Source organism: Leifsonia lichenia (assembly GCF_054780215.1).
The window spans coordinates 210,719-228,474 of record NZ_BAAGWT010000001.1 but is presented as its reverse complement, the minus strand read 5'-3'; the positions used below and the strand labels follow the sequence as shown (position 1 = coordinate 228,474).

13 protein-coding genes are annotated in these 17,756 nt (G+C 68.1%); 11 read left to right on the top strand and 2 right to left on the bottom strand.

Annotation, left to right across the window (positions count from 1 at the left end; genetic code table 11):
• Window positions 1–27 precede the first annotated feature (27 nt).
• Window positions 28–828 (bottom strand): oxygenase MpaB family protein, encoded by an 801-nt coding sequence (locus tag ACYVGI_RS01070; protein ID WP_460630834.1) that lies wholly within the window; start codon window positions 826–828, stop codon window positions 28–30.
• Between the two features lie 72 nt (window positions 829–900).
• Window positions 901–2,586, bottom strand: a complete 1,686-nt coding sequence (locus ACYVGI_RS01065) for a hypothetical protein (RefSeq protein WP_460630833.1) — start codon at window positions 2,584–2,586, stop codon at window positions 901–903.
• 262 nt (window positions 2,587–2,848) lie between these two features.
• On the opposite strand from ACYVGI_RS01065, the gene sucC reads away from it, so the two are divergent.
• From sucC to ACYVGI_RS01010, 11 genes are all read left to right on the top strand, one after another.
• Window positions 2,849–4,012 carry an ADP-forming succinate--CoA ligase subunit beta gene (sucC, locus tag ACYVGI_RS01060; RefSeq protein ID WP_460630832.1) on the top strand — a complete coding sequence of 388 codons (1,164 nt, stop codon included), beginning with the start codon at window positions 2,849–2,851 and terminating at the stop codon, window positions 4,010–4,012.
• 14 nt (window positions 4,013–4,026) lie between these two features.
• A complete protein-coding gene (gene sucD, locus ACYVGI_RS01055) occupies window positions 4,027–4,914 on the top strand; it encodes a succinate--CoA ligase subunit alpha (RefSeq protein ID WP_085370209.1) in 888 nt (295 codons plus the stop codon).
• Between the two features lie 128 nt (window positions 4,915–5,042).
• The gene (locus tag ACYVGI_RS01050) at window positions 5,043–6,446 is read left to right on the top strand and encodes a hypothetical protein (protein ID WP_460630831.1); all 1,404 of its coding nucleotides are present in this window, start codon (window positions 5,043–5,045) and stop codon (window positions 6,444–6,446) included.
• A 55-nt stretch (window positions 6,447–6,501) separates the two neighbouring features.
• The gene (locus tag ACYVGI_RS01045; RefSeq protein ID WP_460630830.1) at window positions 6,502–7,746 is read left to right on the top strand and encodes a cell division protein PerM; all 1,245 of its coding nucleotides are present in this window, start codon (window positions 6,502–6,504) and stop codon (window positions 7,744–7,746) included.
• Window positions 7,743–9,065: a threonine/serine exporter family protein gene (locus tag ACYVGI_RS01040; RefSeq protein ID WP_460630829.1), complete on the top strand. Its 1,323-nt coding sequence runs from the start codon at window positions 7,743–7,745 to the stop codon at window positions 9,063–9,065. The genes ACYVGI_RS01045 and ACYVGI_RS01040 overlap by 4 nt, the downstream gene beginning before the upstream one ends.
• Window positions 9,066–9,096: 31 nt before the next feature.
• Complete coding sequence (gene purN / locus ACYVGI_RS01035) at window positions 9,097–9,690, top strand: phosphoribosylglycinamide formyltransferase (protein WP_460630828.1); 594 nt, start codon at window positions 9,097–9,099, stop codon at window positions 9,688–9,690.
• Window positions 9,687–11,282: a bifunctional phosphoribosylaminoimidazolecarboxamide formyltransferase/IMP cyclohydrolase gene (purH, locus tag ACYVGI_RS01030; protein ID WP_460630827.1), complete on the top strand. Its 1,596-nt coding sequence runs from the start codon at window positions 9,687–9,689 to the stop codon at window positions 11,280–11,282. The genes purN and purH overlap by 4 nt, the downstream gene beginning before the upstream one ends.
• 90 nt (window positions 11,283–11,372) lie before the next feature.
• The gene (locus ACYVGI_RS01025; protein WP_460630826.1) at window positions 11,373–12,452 is read left to right on the top strand and encodes a Glu/Leu/Phe/Val dehydrogenase family protein; all 1,080 of its coding nucleotides are present in this window, start codon (window positions 11,373–11,375) and stop codon (window positions 12,450–12,452) included.
• A 25-nt stretch (window positions 12,453–12,477) separates the two neighbouring features.
• A complete protein-coding gene (ddaH, locus tag ACYVGI_RS01020) occupies window positions 12,478–13,683 on the top strand; it encodes a dimethylargininase (RefSeq protein WP_460630825.1) in 1,206 nt (401 codons plus the stop codon).
• Window positions 13,684–14,071: 388 nt separating this feature from the next.
• The gene (locus ACYVGI_RS01015; protein ID WP_460630824.1) at window positions 14,072–15,916 is read left to right on the top strand and encodes an ABC transporter ATP-binding protein; all 1,845 of its coding nucleotides are present in this window, start codon (window positions 14,072–14,074) and stop codon (window positions 15,914–15,916) included.
• Window positions 15,913–17,727, top strand: a complete 1,815-nt coding sequence (locus ACYVGI_RS01010) for an ABC transporter ATP-binding protein (RefSeq protein WP_460630823.1) — start codon at window positions 15,913–15,915, stop codon at window positions 17,725–17,727. Before ACYVGI_RS01015 ends, ACYVGI_RS01010 begins: the two co-directional genes overlap by 4 nt.
• Window positions 17,728–17,756 lie beyond the last annotated feature (29 nt).

Sequence of the window (17,756 nt, the reverse complement as noted above, 5' to 3'; positions counted from 1 at the left end):
CGGAACCGGACCGTCCGGCTCGGACGGTCAGCCGATGGACGCGCGCAGCCGCTTCAGGTACGCATCGCGCGGGCTGTGCCGCAGCCGGCCGGGAAGCCGAGGGTAGATGAGCGTGGCCCAGCGCATCCACCGGTCGAATCGTCGCTGCAGGCGGTCGTTCCAGGCGAGGCCGAAGCTTCTGCGCACCTCGGGAGGGAGCAGCCCGACGGTGACGAGTCGCGCCTGCGGGAACAGCACGCGCATCCACCTCGGGATGGCGGACGGATAGAGGATCTGCCGCGCCACCCGCTTCGTGTCCGTGGTCGGACGCAGCGTGGCGATCATGTCTCGCCAGTACACCTGGAATGCTGCCCGGCTCTGCGGCCACGCCTCCGGCGGCACCTGAAGGGCGGAACCGAGCACCGTGAACTCGCGGTAGATCCGCTCGGCGTCCGTGGCTGCAAGGCTGCCGAAGAAGCGTTCGTAGAGGTCGATCATGGTCGCGTAGAGCGTCGCTGCCACCCAGAGCTGGAGCTGCGGGTCGAACGCGTTGTACGCGGGGGCGTCGCCGACCGCCTGAGCTCGGACGGGGGAGTGCGCGCGGTTCACGGACCTGCGCACGACGGCGAACTCCTCCGGCGTCGCATAGACGGACGCGTAGACGAAGGTCATGGTTGCGTGCAGCCTGTCCATCATCCGGTTGGCGAAGTCGCTGTGCTCCACGACACCGCGCCCCACCGCTGGATGGGCGATCTGGAGCAGCAGCGCCCTGCCGCCCCCGGCCAGGTAGATCGCCTCGGCCGCGATGTCTTTCGCGGTGAGGCCGCTGGGAGCCTGACGGGGTCGCATCCCACCATCCTGCCGCGACAGTCTGCGAAGGTCCGGGATGCGCTGCCCCGTCGAGCAGGAGCGGTCCGCCTCTCATCGCGCCACCAGAGCCGCACGGCGTTCACGACCGCGCATCGCGAGTCCGCAGACCCCTGTGCCGAGAGAGAGCGCGGCGCCGCCGGCGCAGACGAGCGGAATCAGCGCGGTGGTCTCGGATCCCGTGTCCGCCAGTTCCGGCTGGCGCACAGCGGCAGGCTCGATGTTCGGCTGCACAGGAGCAGGCGCCTCCGGCTCGGCGGGAACGTCCGGGGTCGTCGGTTCTTCGGGTGATTCGGGAGAGCCGGGGAGCTCCGGTGTCTCGGGCGCTTCTGGCGCCTCTGGCGCCTCCGGCGATTCCGGTGCTTCCGGTGCTTCCGGCACTTCGGGTGCTTCCGGCACTTCCGGCACTTCGGGTACTTCGGGCACTTCGGGTACTTCCGGTGCCTCGGGAGTGTCGACACGGGTGATCTCCGACGCGACTCCGAACGCCGACCGCCATGGCCGTAAGCGGCTGCCGCCCTGCGCGGCAGGGGTGTCCTCCGACGCGATCGTCTCGACCCAGACGTAGTGACCAGGGGCGTTCAGCTCGCACTCCGGAGTCTCGTACTCGCCGGTCCCTGCGACCACCAGCTCGACCTCGCACGCCACTGGCGCGTCGGTCGGCGCGTCCGGGGCTTCGGTGATCGGGTCGGTGAAAGGGCCGAGGAGGCGGCTTCTGATCGTCGCGCGGACGGGCTCGAGTCCGTCGGACGACAGCCACACGCCCCAGGTGGGCAGGAGCCCGTCGTCCTGGCGCACCGCCACCGTGAGGTGGTCGGCGATCCTCGCGCCAGGCTCGGCGACGGCGGCGCTGGTCACGGTGGAGACCATCGGCTGGAACGGGAGAGGCGAGACGCCTGTGGATCGAGCCTCCGCCCGTGCCTCGGCGTCGGCGGGAACAGCCACGAGAAGCGCCTGCGCATCGCCGCGCGGGATCGCGACGGTCAGCCGATCGCCGTACGGAAGTCCGGTGAAACGCGCATCGACGGTGACAGCGACACTCGCGTCCGTGCCGTTCGGCACGATGGGGATGTCGACACCGTTCTGGATGTCCGCCCTCGTCGACCCGTCCTCGAACGTGGCGCCGACCAGCGTCGCCTTTCCCCAGTGCTTCCTCGGTGGAAGGACCTCGGCTCCGGTGAGGCGGTCGACCGTCAGCTCGACCCTGAATCGTCCGGCGCCCTCGTCGCCGAGCTCGGTGACGGCGGACGCTTTCACCGATCGCGATCCGAGCGTTCCAGCATCGGCGACCATCGAGTGCGCCCACCCCAGCACGGTCGCCGCATCCGCCCCCGCTCTGGCCGCATACGACGAGGCCGTCGCTCCGTCGAGGCCGGCGACCATCCAGGTGGCCAACTGTCCGGCTGCAGCGGTTCCCCTGTCGGCGGTGCCCGCCCAGGAGCGGGAGATGAACGCGAGTTTCGCCGCTTGCTCCGGCGTGTACCACTCGAGCGCCGAACCCGCGACCAGATCGACCTCATGACCGGTGGGACTCTTCTTGCCTGGCTGGAGGCAGAAGCCCCTCGATCCGTCATCGAGCGAGTATGAGCCCAGCCACCACCCGTCACCGGAGAGATAGCCGGGACCGTGGCCATCGGCGGAGAGGGCGTTCGCTCCCGTCGCGAAGTGGATCGCCGAGAAGAAGAACAGCAGGCCGGCCACGGCGAAGGACGTGATGAGAGTGGTTATTCGATGTGTCATGGCATCCACCGTCGTTGGTCGTGACGCGGCGATGGGACCGGAACGGAAAGCTGTGGAGAAGTGCTCACGACTGTCCAGGTGTGGAGGGAGCATCCACGATGGCTGTGGATTTCGCAGCTCGTTTCGCGGGCGTTCAGCAGGACGCGCTAGAGTTCTTTCTGGCGAAATTTATCTCGGCGTCGAGCTATTCTCCCGCCGAACTGCCTAGGAGAAATCGGCCGGCAGCGCCACGAGCGCGCCGGAACCAGCGGATTGGATAACCGTGGATCTATACGAGTATCAGGCCAGAGACCTGTTTGAGCAGTACGGTGTCCCGGTCCTTCCGGGCATCGTCGCGGACACACCGGAGGAGGTGCGCGCAGCGGCGGAGAAGCTCGGCGGAGTGGTCGTCGTCAAGGCGCAGGTCAAGGTCGGTGGTCGTGGCAAGGCCGGCGGCGTCAAGGTCGCCAAGAACCCCGACGAGGCAGAGGAAGCGGCCAAGGCCATCCTCGGGCTCGACATCAAGGGCCACATCGTCCGTCGCGTGATGGTCGCCGGTGGCGCCCGCATCGCGAAGGAGTTCTACTTCTCGGTGCTGCTCGACCGCGCCAACCGCTCCTACCTGTCGCTGACCAGCGTCGAGGGCGGAATGGAGATCGAGCAGCTCGCGGTCGAGAAGCCGGAGGCGCTCGCACGCATCGAGGTCGACCCGATCGCGGGCATCGACGCAGCGAAGGCCGCCGAGATCGCGAAGGCCGCAGGCTTCCCCGACGAGCTGGCAGGCAAGGTCGCGGACGTCTTCGTGAAGCTGTACGAGGTCTACACGGGCGAGGACGCGACACTCGTCGAGGTCAACCCGCTCGTGCTCACCGAGGAGGGCGACATCATCGCCCTCGACGGCAAGGTCACGCTCGACGAGAACGCTGGGTTCCGCCACCCGAACCACGAGGCCCTCGAGGACAAGGCAGCAGCAGACCCGCTGGAGGCGAAGGCGAAGGCGAGCGACCTCAACTACGTGAAGCTCGACGGAGAGGTCGGCATCATCGGCAACGGCGCGGGACTCGTCATGAGCACCCTCGACGTCGTGGCGTACGCGGGCGAGAAGCACAAGGGCGTCAAGCCCGCGAACTTCCTCGACATCGGCGGCGGAGCATCCGCTGCCGTCATGGCCGCCGGTCTGGACGTCATCCTGAACGACCCGCAGGTCAAGAGCGTGTTCGTGAACGTGTTCGGCGGCATCACCGCGTGCGACGCGGTTGCGAACGGCATCGTCAAGGCGCTGGAGATCCTCGGCGACGAGGCGAACAAGCCGCTCGTCGTGCGCCTCGACGGCAACAACGTGGACGAGGGTCGCCGCATCCTCACCGAAGCCGCGCACCCGCTGGTGACGCTGGCTCTCACCATGGACGAAGGCGCCGACAAGGCCGCCGAACTGGCTGCGAAGTAAGGGCGCGACGAACAATGTCTATCTTCCTCAACAAGGATTCCAAGGTCATCGTGCAGGGCATCACCGGCGGTGAGGGCACCAAGCACACCGCCCTCATGCTGAAGGCCGGCACCCAGGTGGTCGGCGGCGTGAACGCCCGCAAGGCAGGCACGACCGTCACGCACGGCGACGTCGAGCTCCCCGTTTTCGGAACGGTCGCAGAGGCCATCGAGAAGACCGGTGCCGACGTGTCCATCGCGTTCGTACCCCCGGCGTTCACCAAGGACGCGGTCATCGAGGCCATCGACGCCGAGATCCCGCTGCTCGTCATCATCACCGAGGGTGTGCCCGTGCAGGACTCGGCCGAGTTCTGGGCGTACGCGCAGGAGAAGGGCAACAAGACCCGCATCATCGGCCCGAACTGCCCCGGCATCATCACCCCCGGTGAGTCGCTCGTCGGCATCACGCCGGCGAACATCACCGGCAAGGGACCGATCGGACTCGTCTCGAAGTCGGGAACGCTCACCTACCAGATGATGTACGAGCTCCGCGACCTCGGCTTCTCGACGGCCATCGGCATCGGCGGCGACCCCATCATCGGCACCACGCACATCGACGCGCTCGCCGCATTCGAGGCTGACCCGGAGACGAAGGCGATCGTCATGATCGGCGAGATCGGCGGCGACGCCGAAGAGCGCGCCGCCGACTTCATCAAGGCGAACGTGACCAAGCCGGTCGTCGGCTACGTCGCCGGCTTCACCGCTCCCGAGGGCAAGACGATGGGCCACGCCGGCGCCATCGTGTCCGGCTCTGCGGGCACGGCTCAGGCGAAGAAGGAGGCCCTGGAGGCCGCCGGCGTCAAGGTCGGCAAGACGCCGTCCGAGACGGCCGCCCTGCTCCGCGAGGTCTACGCAGCGCTGTAAGACGCAGGAGGGACGACATCCCTCCACAGGAAAGGGCCCCGTGGACTTGTCCACGGGGCCCTTTCTCTTTGGCCTCGCCGCGCACCCCGAGCGCTACAGTGAGCAGCATCGGGAAAAGGGGGAGCGACATGGCGCGCATCACCAACAGCGAGCTGCTCCAGCGCATCGCGCAGCTCGAGAGCGAGAATGCCACGCTGCGGGAGGCGATCGAGAACGGGCCGACGCAGCCGCTGCCGCCGCTCGACGACACCACAGCGGTAACCACGACAGCGTCGCGAAAGCACACGCGAAGCTGGGCGTGGACGTTGCTCGCCACGGTGCTCATCCTGATCGGCGCACTGCTCGCACCCGTTTCGGTCATCGCCTCCTGGGCGAAGGTGCAGCTCACGGATACCGATGCGTTCGTCGCCGCATACGCTCCACTGGCGAAAGACCCTGGTGTGCAGTCGTTCATCACCAGCGAGACGATGGATGTGATCCAGCAGAACGTCGATGTGCCCGCCATTACGTCCGAGGTGGTCGACGGCATCACGTCCCTCGGCACCGGTCCAGCGGCGACCAGGGCGCTCGAAGCGCTGAAAGGACCGGCCGCTCAGGGCATCATCTCGCTGATGCGGTCGACCGTGGACGGGTTCGTCCGCTCTGACGCGTTCGCGCAGGTCTGGCAGGAGGCGTTGCGGACCAGCCACGCCCAGCTCGTGGCGACGATGCAGAACGACCCGAAGGCAGCCATCGCTGTCGGCTCGGACGGCTCGGTCGGAGTCCAGCTCGGCCCGATCATCGACAGGGTGAAAGAGATCCTGGTGAAGCAGGGGCTCACGTTCGCGTCGCAGATCCCGTCCGTGGACCGCACGATCACGATCGCGCAGAACTCGTCGCTCCCCACCATCCAGTTGTTCTACGGAGTCGCCGTCGCTGCCGGTGCCTGGCTGCCGTGGGTGGCGCTGCTGTTCCTCGCTGCCGGTGTCGTCGTCGCCCGTCGGCGCGCGCTCGCTCTGGTGTGGGCCGCCGTGGCGCTTGCCCTCTCCATGGTGATTATCGTGGCCGGAATCGCCATCGGTCGTCTGGTGTTCATCGGCTCGGTGTCGCCGTCGCTGATCCCCGCCGGCGTGGCACGCACGGTGTTCGACACGCTCACGACGGCGATGAAAGACACAGGGGTCGCAGTGCTGGTGCTGGCGATCGTGGTCGCCGTCGTCGCCTGGTATTCGGGGCCGTTCGGCGTGCCGAGAAAGCTGCGCGGCTTCTTCGGCTCGGGGGTCGCGTGGGTGCGAGACGCTGCGGAACGACACGGCATCACGACGGGCCGCACGGGGGAGTGGATCTACGCTCAGCGCGCCCTGCTCCGGGCGGCGGTGGCGGTGATCGCGGCCGCCATCGTCCTCTTCGTCCGGCCGCTGACTCCTGGGCTGATCATCTGGACTCTGGTGATCGCCGCGCTGGTGGTCGCCATCCTCGAACTGGTGCAGCGGCCGGTCATCACCGTGCCGGAGACGGCGGACGACGAGACCCCGATCGTGACCGTCTCCTGACCGCCGAAGTGTCGGCGGGGCGCCGCCGTGCCCGACCGGTAGGCTCCATTCGGTCATGAATCGCACAACCGTCGCCCTGCTCGCCGCGCTGGAGGCGGCCATCGTCGTCGCGATCGGTCTCGCGATCTCCCTCGTACCTCTCACGGTCCTGTGGGCCGCCCAGTATCACCTCGCTGCCGACTGGTTCAGCTTCTGGCGCGCGTCGGCGGACATCTGGCTCGTCGGTCACGGCGTGAACCTCACGGTGTCGCTCGATGCCCAGACCGCCGCGACCCTCGGACTCCCCGGAGCCGCCGTTCCGTTCCAGGTGACGATCGCCGCCCTCGGGTTCGCCGTGCTCACCGCCGGTCTCGGAATGCGCACGGGACTCCGCGCGTCGGAGACGCCGTACCGGGTCACGGGCGCTGTCAGCGCAATCGTCGCTTTCGCTGTGCTCGCGACCGTCGTGACGTTCACCGCGGGGAGCGCCCCCGTGCATCCATCGGTCTGGCAGGGGATTGTGCTCCCGCCGTTCGTCTACGCCGTCGGCGTGGCGTGCGGATTCGGTTTCGCGGCGCTGCGCGCTGAACGGGCGGACGGCCAGGACCGCGGAGGACGCACGGCGAGCAGCGAACGGCTGGACGCGCTCACCGGCTGGTTCACCCGCATCCCGCCGATGGTCAGGGATGCGGCCGCCACTGCTTTCCGTGCGGGCTCCGGCGCTGCCGCCATGGTGATCGCCGGGGCGGCGCTGGTGCTCACCATCCTGATCTTCGGCAACTACGGGGGCATCATCAGCCTCTACGAGCAGCTTCAGGCCGGTGCACTCGGCGGCGCTGCACTCACGATCGGGCAGCTCGCGTTCCTGCCCAATCTGGTGATCTGGCTCGCCTCCTGGATGATCGGGCCCGGCTTCTCGATCGGCACCGGTTCGTCCGTCAGCCCGATCGGCACCGAGCTCGGGCCGCTGCCGGGACTGCCGCTGTTCGGGGTGATCCCGGCCGGGGGATTCTCGTTCGGCCTCATCGGGGTCCTGGTGCCTCTCGTGGCCGGGTTCCTCGCCGCTGCGCTGCTTCGTTCGCGCGCGGCCAGGCTGCGCGACCTGCATGGGACATCCGGACTCTTGGTCGCCGCGCTCGGCATCGGTATCGTTGCGGGCATCGAACTTGGCCTTCTGGCCTGGTGGTCGTCCGGGGCACTCGGCCCTGGGCGGCTGCACGACGTCGGCCCGAATCCGTGGCTGGTCGGTTCGATCGCGGCGGCGGAGGTCGCTGTCGCGGCGGTCATCGGACTGCTGGCGGGAGGTCGGGCGAGAAGATGAGTCCCTGGCAGCCGCCGTTCCGCTTCCCGAAGCTGGAGCTCCACCGGCGTTCGGTGGAGGCGAAGCAGCTCGTGGAGAGCCCATCGGCGCAACTGCAGGAATTCCTCGTCAAACTCGGCAGCGCCCTTCTCTCGGTCGGAACGGCGGCGACGGACATCCAGCGCACCCTGAAACGCGTCGCCATAGCGCTCGGTTCGCCGAACGCGGCACTCATCGTCTTCCCCACCCTGATCTTCGTCGGGATGCCGGACGAGAAGGAGACCCGGTTCGACATCGCGGAGTCGCCGGGCGGCGAGGTCCGATTCGACAGGGCGGCGCGCATCTACACGGTGGTCGATCACGCGCTCGCCGGAACGATCACAGCGACGCAGGGCATCGACGCGATCGAGGCGATCACGGCGGCCAAACCGCGCTTCAACACGCTCGTCCGGGTGCTGGGTCACGGTCTGGCGGCAGCCGGAGTCGGGCTCGTGCTGCTCGGCGCGGAGCCGCTCAGTATGCTGTACGCCTTCGTCCTCGGTGTGCTGGTGGGAGTCGCCAAGCTGCTCGTCCGTCCCGGCACGTACGCGGCGATCCTCCTGCCCGTGATCACGGCGTTCGCGCTCGCGCTCATCGTCTTCGCCGCGGCGCGGACGGTCGTGGTCGCCGAGCCGCTGCAGGTGCTGGTGCCGCCGCTCGTCACACTGCTGCCCGGCGCGGTGCTGACCACGGGCATCCAGGAGCTGGCGGCGGGCGACATGGTGGCTGGCGCGAGCAGGCTGGTCTCCGGCATCGCGCAACTGCTCTTCCTGTCCTTCGGGATCCTGGCGGCGCTGACGATCACGGGCGTCCCCGCATCCACCGCCCTGCTCACCACCCACCCGGCGCTCGGGGCGTTCCAGCCGTGGGTGGGGGTGCTGCTGTTCTCGCTCGGGATCTTTCTCTATTACTGCGGTCCGCGGCGGTCCATCTACTTCCTCACGCTCGTGCTTCTCGTCGCGTATGGAGCGCAGCTCATCGGCGCCGTGCTCATGGGCAGTGTGTTCAGCGGGTTCTTCGGGGCGTTCGCGCTCACGGTTGTCGCCTATCTCATCCAGTCGATCCGGGGTGCTCCTCCGGCCGTGGTGTGCTTCCTGCCCGCGTTCTGGCTGCTGGTGCCGGGGGCGACCGGTTTGATCGGGCTGACGCAGAGCGCATCCGGCGTCAACTTCGACGCGAACAGTTTTCCGACCATCGTCGGCTCGATCGTCGCGATCGCGCTCGGCGTCCTCGTCGGCACCGCGCTGTACCGGCAGATCTTCAGTGTCGCCCCGGCACGGTGGGGCCTGCGGCTGGTCTGAACCTTCTGCGGCGCGCCGCTAGGCTGGTGGCGTGCTCTCGATTGTGGTGCTGATCTCTGGCGGCGGGTCCAACCTGCGCGCTCTCCTCGAAGCGTCGCAGGATGCGGAGTTCCCCGCACGGGTCGTCGCCGTCGGTGCCGACCGCGACGCAGACGGTCTGTCCCACGCTGAGGAGTTCGGCATCCCGTCGTTCACCGTCCCGTTCTCGTCGTTCGACGACAGGGACGAGTGGGGCGACGAGCTGCTCGCGCAGATCGAGCAGTGGCAGCCGGACCTCGTGATCCTCTCCGGCTTCATGCGGCTGGTGCCGCCGCGCGTCGTCGCGGCGTTCTCGCCCAACCTGATCAACACGCATCCCGCCTATCTGCCCGAGTTCCCGGGGGCGCACGGGGTCCGGGATGCGCTGGCGGCCGGGGTCACCCAGACCGGCGCGAGCCTCATCGTGGTCGACAACGGCGTCGACGCAGGGCCGATCATCAGCCAGGAGCGCGTGCCGGTACACCCGGACGACACAGAGGCCGCCCTGCACGAACGCATCAAACCTGTGGAGCGACGGCTGCTCATCGACGCCGTCCTCGACATCGCCAACGGACATATCGATCTCAAGGAGCTTGCCAGAGCATGAGCGGACCCCGCCACGATGCCAGCCTCTACCGCGAAAGGGACGTCGTCCCGATCCGCCGCGCGCTGATCTCGGTCAGCGACAAGACAGGGCTCCTCGAGCTCGCCACGACGCTCGCGGACGCGGGCGTGGAAATCGTGTCGACGGGCAGCACCGCGTCGACGATCCGGGATGCGGGCCACGAGGTCACCGACGTCGCGAGCGTCACCGGTTTCCCCGAGTCGCTCGACGGCCGCGTGAAGACCCTGCACCCCGCCATCCACTCCGGTCTCCTCGCCGACCTGCGGCTCGCATCCCATGAGGATCAGCTCAAGGAGCTGGAGATCAAGCCGTTCGAGCTCGTCGTGGTGAACCTGTACCCGTTCGTCGAGACCGTCGCATCCGGTGCTGTCGGCAACGACGTCGTCGAGCAGATCGACATCGGCGGTCCCGCGATGGTCAGGGCGTCGGCGAAGAACCACGCCAACGTGGCCATCGTCGTCTCGCCGGAGCACTACGGCGCCATCGGGGACGCCATCGCGGCAGGCGGCACCACGTTCGAGCAGCGTCGTGCGTTCGCCGCGCAGGCGTTCGCGCACACGGCGGCGTACGACGGCGCCGTCGCAGCCTGGTTCGCCGGGGATGCGCCGAGCACCGACGACTTCCCTGAGCGCTTCGAGGTGCAGGCCGAGCTGAAGCAGACGCTGCGCTACGGCGAGAACTCGCATCAGGCGGCAGCGCTCTACGCCGACCCGGCGCGCAGGGGCATCGCCCAGGCGACGCAGCTCGGCGGCAAGGAGATGTCGTACAACAACTACGTGGATGCGGACGCGGCGCTCCGCAGCGCGTACGACTTCGACCAGCCCGCCGTCGCGATCGTCAAGCACGCCAACCCGTGCGGCATCGCCGTCGCTGACGACATCGCCGAGGCGCATCGCAAGGCGCACGAGTGCGACCCCGTGTCGGCGTACGGGGGCGTGATCGCCGCCAATGGCATCGTCACGCTGGCCATGGCCGAGGCCGTGAAGGGCATCTTCACCGAGGTGCTGATCGCTCCCGGCTTCGAGCCGGATGCCCTGGAGTTGCTGCAGACCAAGAAGAATCTGCGCATCCTGCAGCTCCCGGAAGGCTACGCGAGGAAGACGACGGAGTTCCGGCAGGTCTCGGGCGGTGTGCTCGTCCAGGACGCCGACCGCTTCGATGCCGAGTCGACGTCGTTCGGCAGCTCGGCCGGCTGGACCCTCGTCTCCGGCGAGGAGGCGGACGCCGCGACGCGCGCCGACCTCGAGTTCGCCTGGAGGGCGTGCCGCGCCGTGAAGTCGAATGCGATCCTGCTGGCGCACGACGGCGCATCCGTCGGTGTCGGCATGGGACAGGTGAACAGGGTCGACTCGTGCAACCTGGCCGTGACCCGCGCAGGCGAGCGCGCATCCGGTTCGGTCGCCGCATCCGACGCGTTCTTCCCGTTCGCGGACGGTCCGGAGATCCTGATCGCTGCCGGGGTGCGCGTGATCGTACAGCCGGGCGGCTCGATCCGCGACGAGGACGTCATCGCGGCGGCAACGGCGGCCGGCGTCACGATGTACTTCACCGGGGAGCGTCACTTCTTCCACTAGAGGGAGGCGCGCGGGCGGGACTCGTGGGAGAATTGTCGGCGGCTCATAAGGCCGCTGAACAACTCAACGCGATCCCACAAGGAGACACCGATGTCCGTCCTGCCCGCTGACCTGGTCGAAACGACCGGAGTGAACCTGCCGCACGAAACGCTGCACGTGGTGAAGGGGAGGCGGAGCGGCCTGACGATCAGCGTCGCGGTGCACTCCACGATCCTCGGTCCTGCTCTCGGCGGATGCCGTGTCTGGACGTACGACTCGTGGGCGGAGGCGGTGGCGGACTCGCTGCGCCTCGCCGAGGGCATGACGCTGAAGAACGCCGCAGCGGGGCTCAACCGCGGTGGAGGCAAGACGGTCGTGTACCTCCCGCGCGGCACGGTGCTCACGAACGAGGAGCGCTACGAGCTGATGCTCGACCTCGGCGACGCGGTGGAGAGTCTCGGCGGCGCGTACATGACCGCGGAGGACGTCGGCACCTCCGCAGAGGACATGTCGATCGTGTCCACCCGCACGGCGCACGTGTGCGGCCTGCCGTCCGCCGAGGGCGGCGTCGGTGAGCCGAGCGATGCGACCGCTGCCGGTGTGTACGCCGGGCTGCTCTCGACCCTGGAGCGCGCGTTCGGCACGCGTTCCGTCGCGGGTCGCCGGGTCACTGTGCTGGGGCTCGGTCACGTCGGCTCGATCATCGCGATGCGCCTGGCGAGCGAGGGCGCCGAGCTCACGGTCACCGACGTCAACCCGGCGAAGCGGGCACTGGCGGATGCGATCGGCGCCCGCTGGGTGGAGCCGTCGGAGGCGCACGCGGTCGAGGGCGACCTGTTCGTCCCCGCCGGCGTCGGAGGGGTCCTCACCGACAGCGTGATCGACGAGCTGCGGGTGAAGGCCGTCGTCGGCCCCGCCAACAACCAGCTCGCGCACCGCTCGGGAGCGGAGCGCCTTGCCGCGCGTGGCATCCTGTGGGCGCCCGACTTCGTGGTCAACGCCGGCGGCGTGATCTTCCTGTCGATGATGAACGAGGAGGACGCCTCTGCGGAGGCGACCCAGGAGAGGGTCGATCGGATCGGGGACACGGTCACCGAGATCTTCGCCGTCGCGGAGGAGCGCGGGATCACCACGCTGGAGGCGGCCGAGGAGATCGCGCTGGCGCGGCTCCGCGAGCCAGCTAACGCATAGCAACGCTCGGATAGGGTTGGGTCTCATGACGACTTCGTGGGGCCGCCGGCTCATCGCATCCGTGTCCGCTGCCGTCGCGGTGGGCGCTATCGCGTTCATCGCGGCGACCTTCGTTCTGCTGGCGGCAAACCAGCTCAACGCAGCGGCGCTCGGAAGCATCACGCCGTACGTGATGTACAACGCGCTGGTCGCGCTGGTGCTCACCTTCGCCGCGGCACTCCTCGGTGGCCTGATCCGCCGCTGGGTCTCCGTCATCACGGGTGTCGTCGTGGCGCTGGTGAGCGCCCTGATCGGCACGCTCGTGCTCTTCACCACCCTGAACGTCGGGCTGTCCGGAGCGGTCTGGGGGCAGATCTTCCAGTCGCTCATCGGACTGAACCTGCCGTTCTGGCTGGCCGTCGCCATCGCCATCCCGACCGCGGGCTATGCCGTGTACCAGGCCATCGACGAGGGGTCCGCGTTCGGCACCGGTCTGAAGATCGCACTCGTGCGCATCCCGGCCACCAACCTGGCAGACGGCCTCGTCACCCACATCGACCGCGAAGAGGTCGACGCCGAGCTCGCAGACAAGCAGTGGGATGCGTACGTCGCCGCCCTGTCGCAGGCCGGCTGGCAGACCGTCGAGGTCACGAGCGCGGACAACCTGGCCGACTCGGTCTTCGTCGAGGACACCGCCATCGTCTTCGGCGACACCGCCGTCATCAGCCTCCCCGGCGCGGACTCCCGCCGTGCGGAGACGCCGGGCACCGAGGCGGCGCTGCGCGCCCAGGGCCTGCGCATCGAGCGCATCGAGGAGCCGGGCACGCTCGACGGCGGCGACGTCCTCAAGGTCGGCTCGACCGTGTACGTCGGCCGCGGCGGCCGCACCAACGCCGAAGGCATCCGCCAGCTCCGCGCGCTCGTCGCGCCGCTCGGCTACACCGTCGTCGCCGTGCCGGTGACCAAGGCGCTCCATCTCAAGACCGCGGTGACCGCCCTTCCGGATGGCACCGTGATCGGCTACGAGTCCCTGGTCGACAACACCAGCGTCTTCGAGCGCTTCCTGCCCGTGCCGGAGGCGCACGGCACCGCCGTCGTCGTGCTGTCCGACGACACCGTGCTGATGTCTTCGTCCGCACCGGCGTCCGTCGCCCTCATCGAGGACCTCGGCTACACGGTCGTGCAGGTCGACATCAGCGAGTTCGAGAAGCTCGAGGGATGCGTGACCTGCCTCTCCATCCGCATCCGGTAGCGCGGAGATAACGACTTTTCTTTCCCTCTTGTGTATTTGCTGTGCGTCGTCATAGGCTGTAGGGCTGCCTAGGCGGCATTACGTGAACGCATTCGGGCTAGGGAGGACGCCATGACAACGACAGAGAACACACGAACCATGACCGGGTTCGGACTCGTCGCCGCCGTCGCTTATGCGTCCCCGGAGCCAGCCCCCGCCTGGTAGGTCCCAGGCAGGAGATGCTTCCCGGCTGACCGTCGTCGGCACGTCGCGCGGACCATCCATGGTTCGCGGAGTCCACCCCCGGTGGAACTTACGTCTTTGACGACCCCGCACGACCTCTCAGCACGCTCAGAATCGGGTCCACGAGTGGCCCACGAAGCAATCACTACAAGAAAACGGATCGATAATGTCTGTCGCTGAAACTCATCAGCACCCCCCACAAAAAGAAAACAAGGCACGGCCGGGCACCGTGCGGACTCTGCTTCGCATCCTGCCGTTCGCCAAGTCGGCTGCGCCGCGCATCCTGCTCGGCATGGTCGCCGCGCTGCTCGCCAGCCTGGTCGCACTGAGCATCCCGCAGGTGCTTCGCTGGCTGGTCGACGGCCCGCTGTCGACGGGTGACTCCGCCTCGGTGTGGCCCGCCGCCCTGCTCGTGGTCGGCCTCGGCGCTGCGGAGGCCGTGTTCATCTCGCTGCGCCGCTGGTTCGTGCTCACCCCCGGCACGCACGTCGAGGCGAAGATGCGCAATGGCCTGTACGAGAAGCTGCAGGACCTTCCTGTCGCGTTCCACGACCGCTGGCCGAGCGGCCAGTTGCTGTCGCGCGCCGTCAGCGACCTCGGCCTCATCCGCCGGTGGCTCTCGTTCGGCATCGTGCTGCTCGTGGTCAACGTCGTGACGATCGTCGTCGGCTTCGCCATCCTGATCAGCTGGAACTGGATCCTCGGCCTGATCTTCCTGGTCTGCTCGATCCCGCTGTGGATCTACGGGTTCATCTTCGAGGGCAAGTACTCGGTGATCGCTCGGCGCAGCCAGGACCAGGCTGGCGACCTGGCGACGGCCGTCGAGGAGTCGGTGCACGGCATCCGCGTCCTCAAGGCGTTCGGTCGCGGCAAGCACGCGCTCAAGCGCTTCGAGTCGCAGGCGGAGGAGCTGCGCGGCACGGAGATCGAGAAGGCGAAGGCGATCGCCGGCATCTGGCTCTGGCTGCTGCTGGTCCCGGATGTCGCGTTCGGCATCTGCCTGGTCGTCGGCGTCTGGCTGTCCTCCCAAGGGCAGCTCTCCGTCGGCGAGCTGGTGGCGTTCTTCGCCACAGCGACGGTGCTCCGCTTCCCGGTCGAGTCGATCGGCTTCCTGCTGTCGATGACCTTCGACACCCGCACCGCAGCCGACCGTTTCTTCGAGGTGATGGACGAGGTCAACACGATCCAGGACCCTGCCGAGCCGAAGAAGATCGAGAACCCGCGCGGAGAGCTCGTCTTCGACAACGTGCACTTCCGCTATCAGGACTCGCCTGAGCGCTTCCCCGACCTCCTCGACGGCATCGACCTCACGGTCGAGCCGGGGGAGACGATGGCGCTCGTCGGCCTGACCGGATGCGGAAAGTCGACGCTCACGGCCCTCACCACGCGCCTGTACGACGTCACCGGCGGTTCGGTGCGCGTCGACGGCGTGGATGTGCGCGACCTCACCAGGTACGACCTGCGCAAGAGCATCGCGATGGCGTTCGAGGACGCCACGCTGTTCTCCGCATCCGTGCGGGACAACGTGCTGCTCGGTCGCGACGACCTCGACCCGGACTCCGCCGAGGCGGAGCGCGTGCTCGCCGAGGCGGTCGAGATCGCTCAGGCAGGGTTCGTCTACGAGCTCCCTGAGGGACTGGAGACGAAGGTCGGCGAGGAAGGGCTCAGCCTCTCGGGCGGTCAGCGTCAGCGCCTCGCGCTGGCACGCGCCGTCGCGGCGAACCCGTCCATCCTGGTGCTCGACGACCCGCTGTCGGCGCTCGACGTCGACACGGAGGCGCTCGTCGAGGCAGCGCTGCGCCGCGTGCTCGCCGCCACGACGGCCCTCGTCGTCGCCCACCGTCCGTCGACGGTGATGCTGGCCGACCGGGTCGCCCTGCTGGAGAACGGCCGCATCACGGCGGTCGGCACCCACCACGAGCTCTTGGAGACGAACGAGCACTACAAGTTCGTCATCTCGAGTCTCGAAGACGATGAGAACGAAGAGATCCTTCAGGAGGTGAACCTGTGAGCACCGCAACCGTATTGGGAGTCGAGGGCGAAGAGCGCAACGACTTCACCAAGGAGGAGAGCAAGCAGATCCGCAAGCGGTCGCTGCGCCTGCTCGGTTCGCTGATGCGTCCGCTGCGTCTGCGCCTGATCCTGACGGCAGCCGTCGTCGTGGTCAGCACCGCCGGCCAGGTGGCCGGCCCGGCGATCATCGCGTTCGGCATCGACAACGGCCTGCCCGCCCTGCTCAAGCAGGACTGGTTCCCGTTGGCGGCCGCCGGTATCGCGTACCTGTTCACCGGGATCATCGGTGCCGTGCTGATCGCCTGGTACACCGTGCTGAGCGCTCGGATCAGCCAGGCGATCCTGATCGACCTCCGCAAGCGGGTGTTCCTGCACACGCAGAAGCTCTCGCTGGAGTTCCACGAGTCGTACACGTCCGGCCGGATCATCTCGCGCCAGACGAGCGATCTCGACTCTATCCGCGAGCTGCTCGACTCTGGCATCAACCAGCTCGTGCAGGGCTTCCTGTACATGCTGTTCATCGCCATCGCGCTGTTCTCCCTCGACTGGGTGAGCGGTGTGGTGCTGGTGTGCTCGCTGGTGCCGCTGTATTTCCTCACCCGCTGGTTCCAGAAGCGCTCGCAGTCGCTGTTCCGCATCTCGCGGGTGGCGTCGGCGAAATTGATCGTGCAGTTCGTCGAGACGATGACGGGCATCCGCGCCGTCAAGGCGTTCCGCAAGGAGAAGCGCAACGAAAAGGAGTTCGGCGGTCTCGTCGAGGACTACCGTGACGTCAACGCCCGCGTCATCCAGTTGTTCGGGATCTTCGACCCCGGCCTCGTGATGATCGGAAACGTCACGGTCGGTGTCGTGCTGCTGGTCGGCGGATTCCGGGTGGCGGACGGTCAGCTCGCCATCGGTGTGCTCCTGGCCGCGCTGCTCTACACACGCCGCTTCTTCGACCCGATGGAGGAGATGGCGATGTTCTACAACTCCTACCAGTCGGCAGCGGCAGCGCTGGAGAAGATCTCCGGTGTCCTCGAGGAGGAGCCGTCGGTTCCGGATCCCGTCAAGGCGGTCGACCTGTGGGATGCGCGCGGCGATGTGCGCTTCGACGAGGTGACGTTCGCGTACAAGCGTGACCGGGTGATCCTGCCCAATTTCAGCCTGGACATCCCGGCCGGGCAGACGATCGCCCTCGTCGGGTCGACCGGTGCGGGCAAGTCGACGCTGGCGAAGCTCATCTCCCGGTTCTACGACCCGAGCGACGGCTCCGTCACGCTCGACGGCGTCGACCTGCGCGACCTTCACCCGAAGGACCTGCGCAGGGCGATCGTGATGGTGACCCAGGAGGCCTACCTGTTCAGCGGGTCCGTCGCCGACAACATCGCGCTCGGGAAACCGGACGCGTCGAGGGACGAGATCGTCTCCGCGGCGCGTGCTGTCGGCGCCGACGAGTTCATCCAGGGCCTGCCGAACGGCTATGACACCGACGTGAACAAGCGCGGCGGTCGCGTGTCAGCAGGTCAGCGTCAGTTGATCTCGTTCGCGCGGGCGTTCCTGGCGAACCCGGCGGTCCTCATCCTGGACGAGGCGACCAGCTCGCTCGACATCCCGAGCGAGCGCCTGGTTCAGGATGCACTGCAGACGCTGCTCGCGGATCGCACGGCCGTGATCATCGCCCACCGCCTGTCGACGGTCGCCATCGCCGACAGGGTGCTGGTGATGGAGCACGGCGCGATCGTCGAGGACGGCACCCCTGCCGACCTCATCGCCGGAACGGGCCGCTTCGCGCAGTTGCACGCCGCATGGCGTGACTCGCTGGTGTGATCGCAGGGTTCTGAACGAACAGAAGGGCG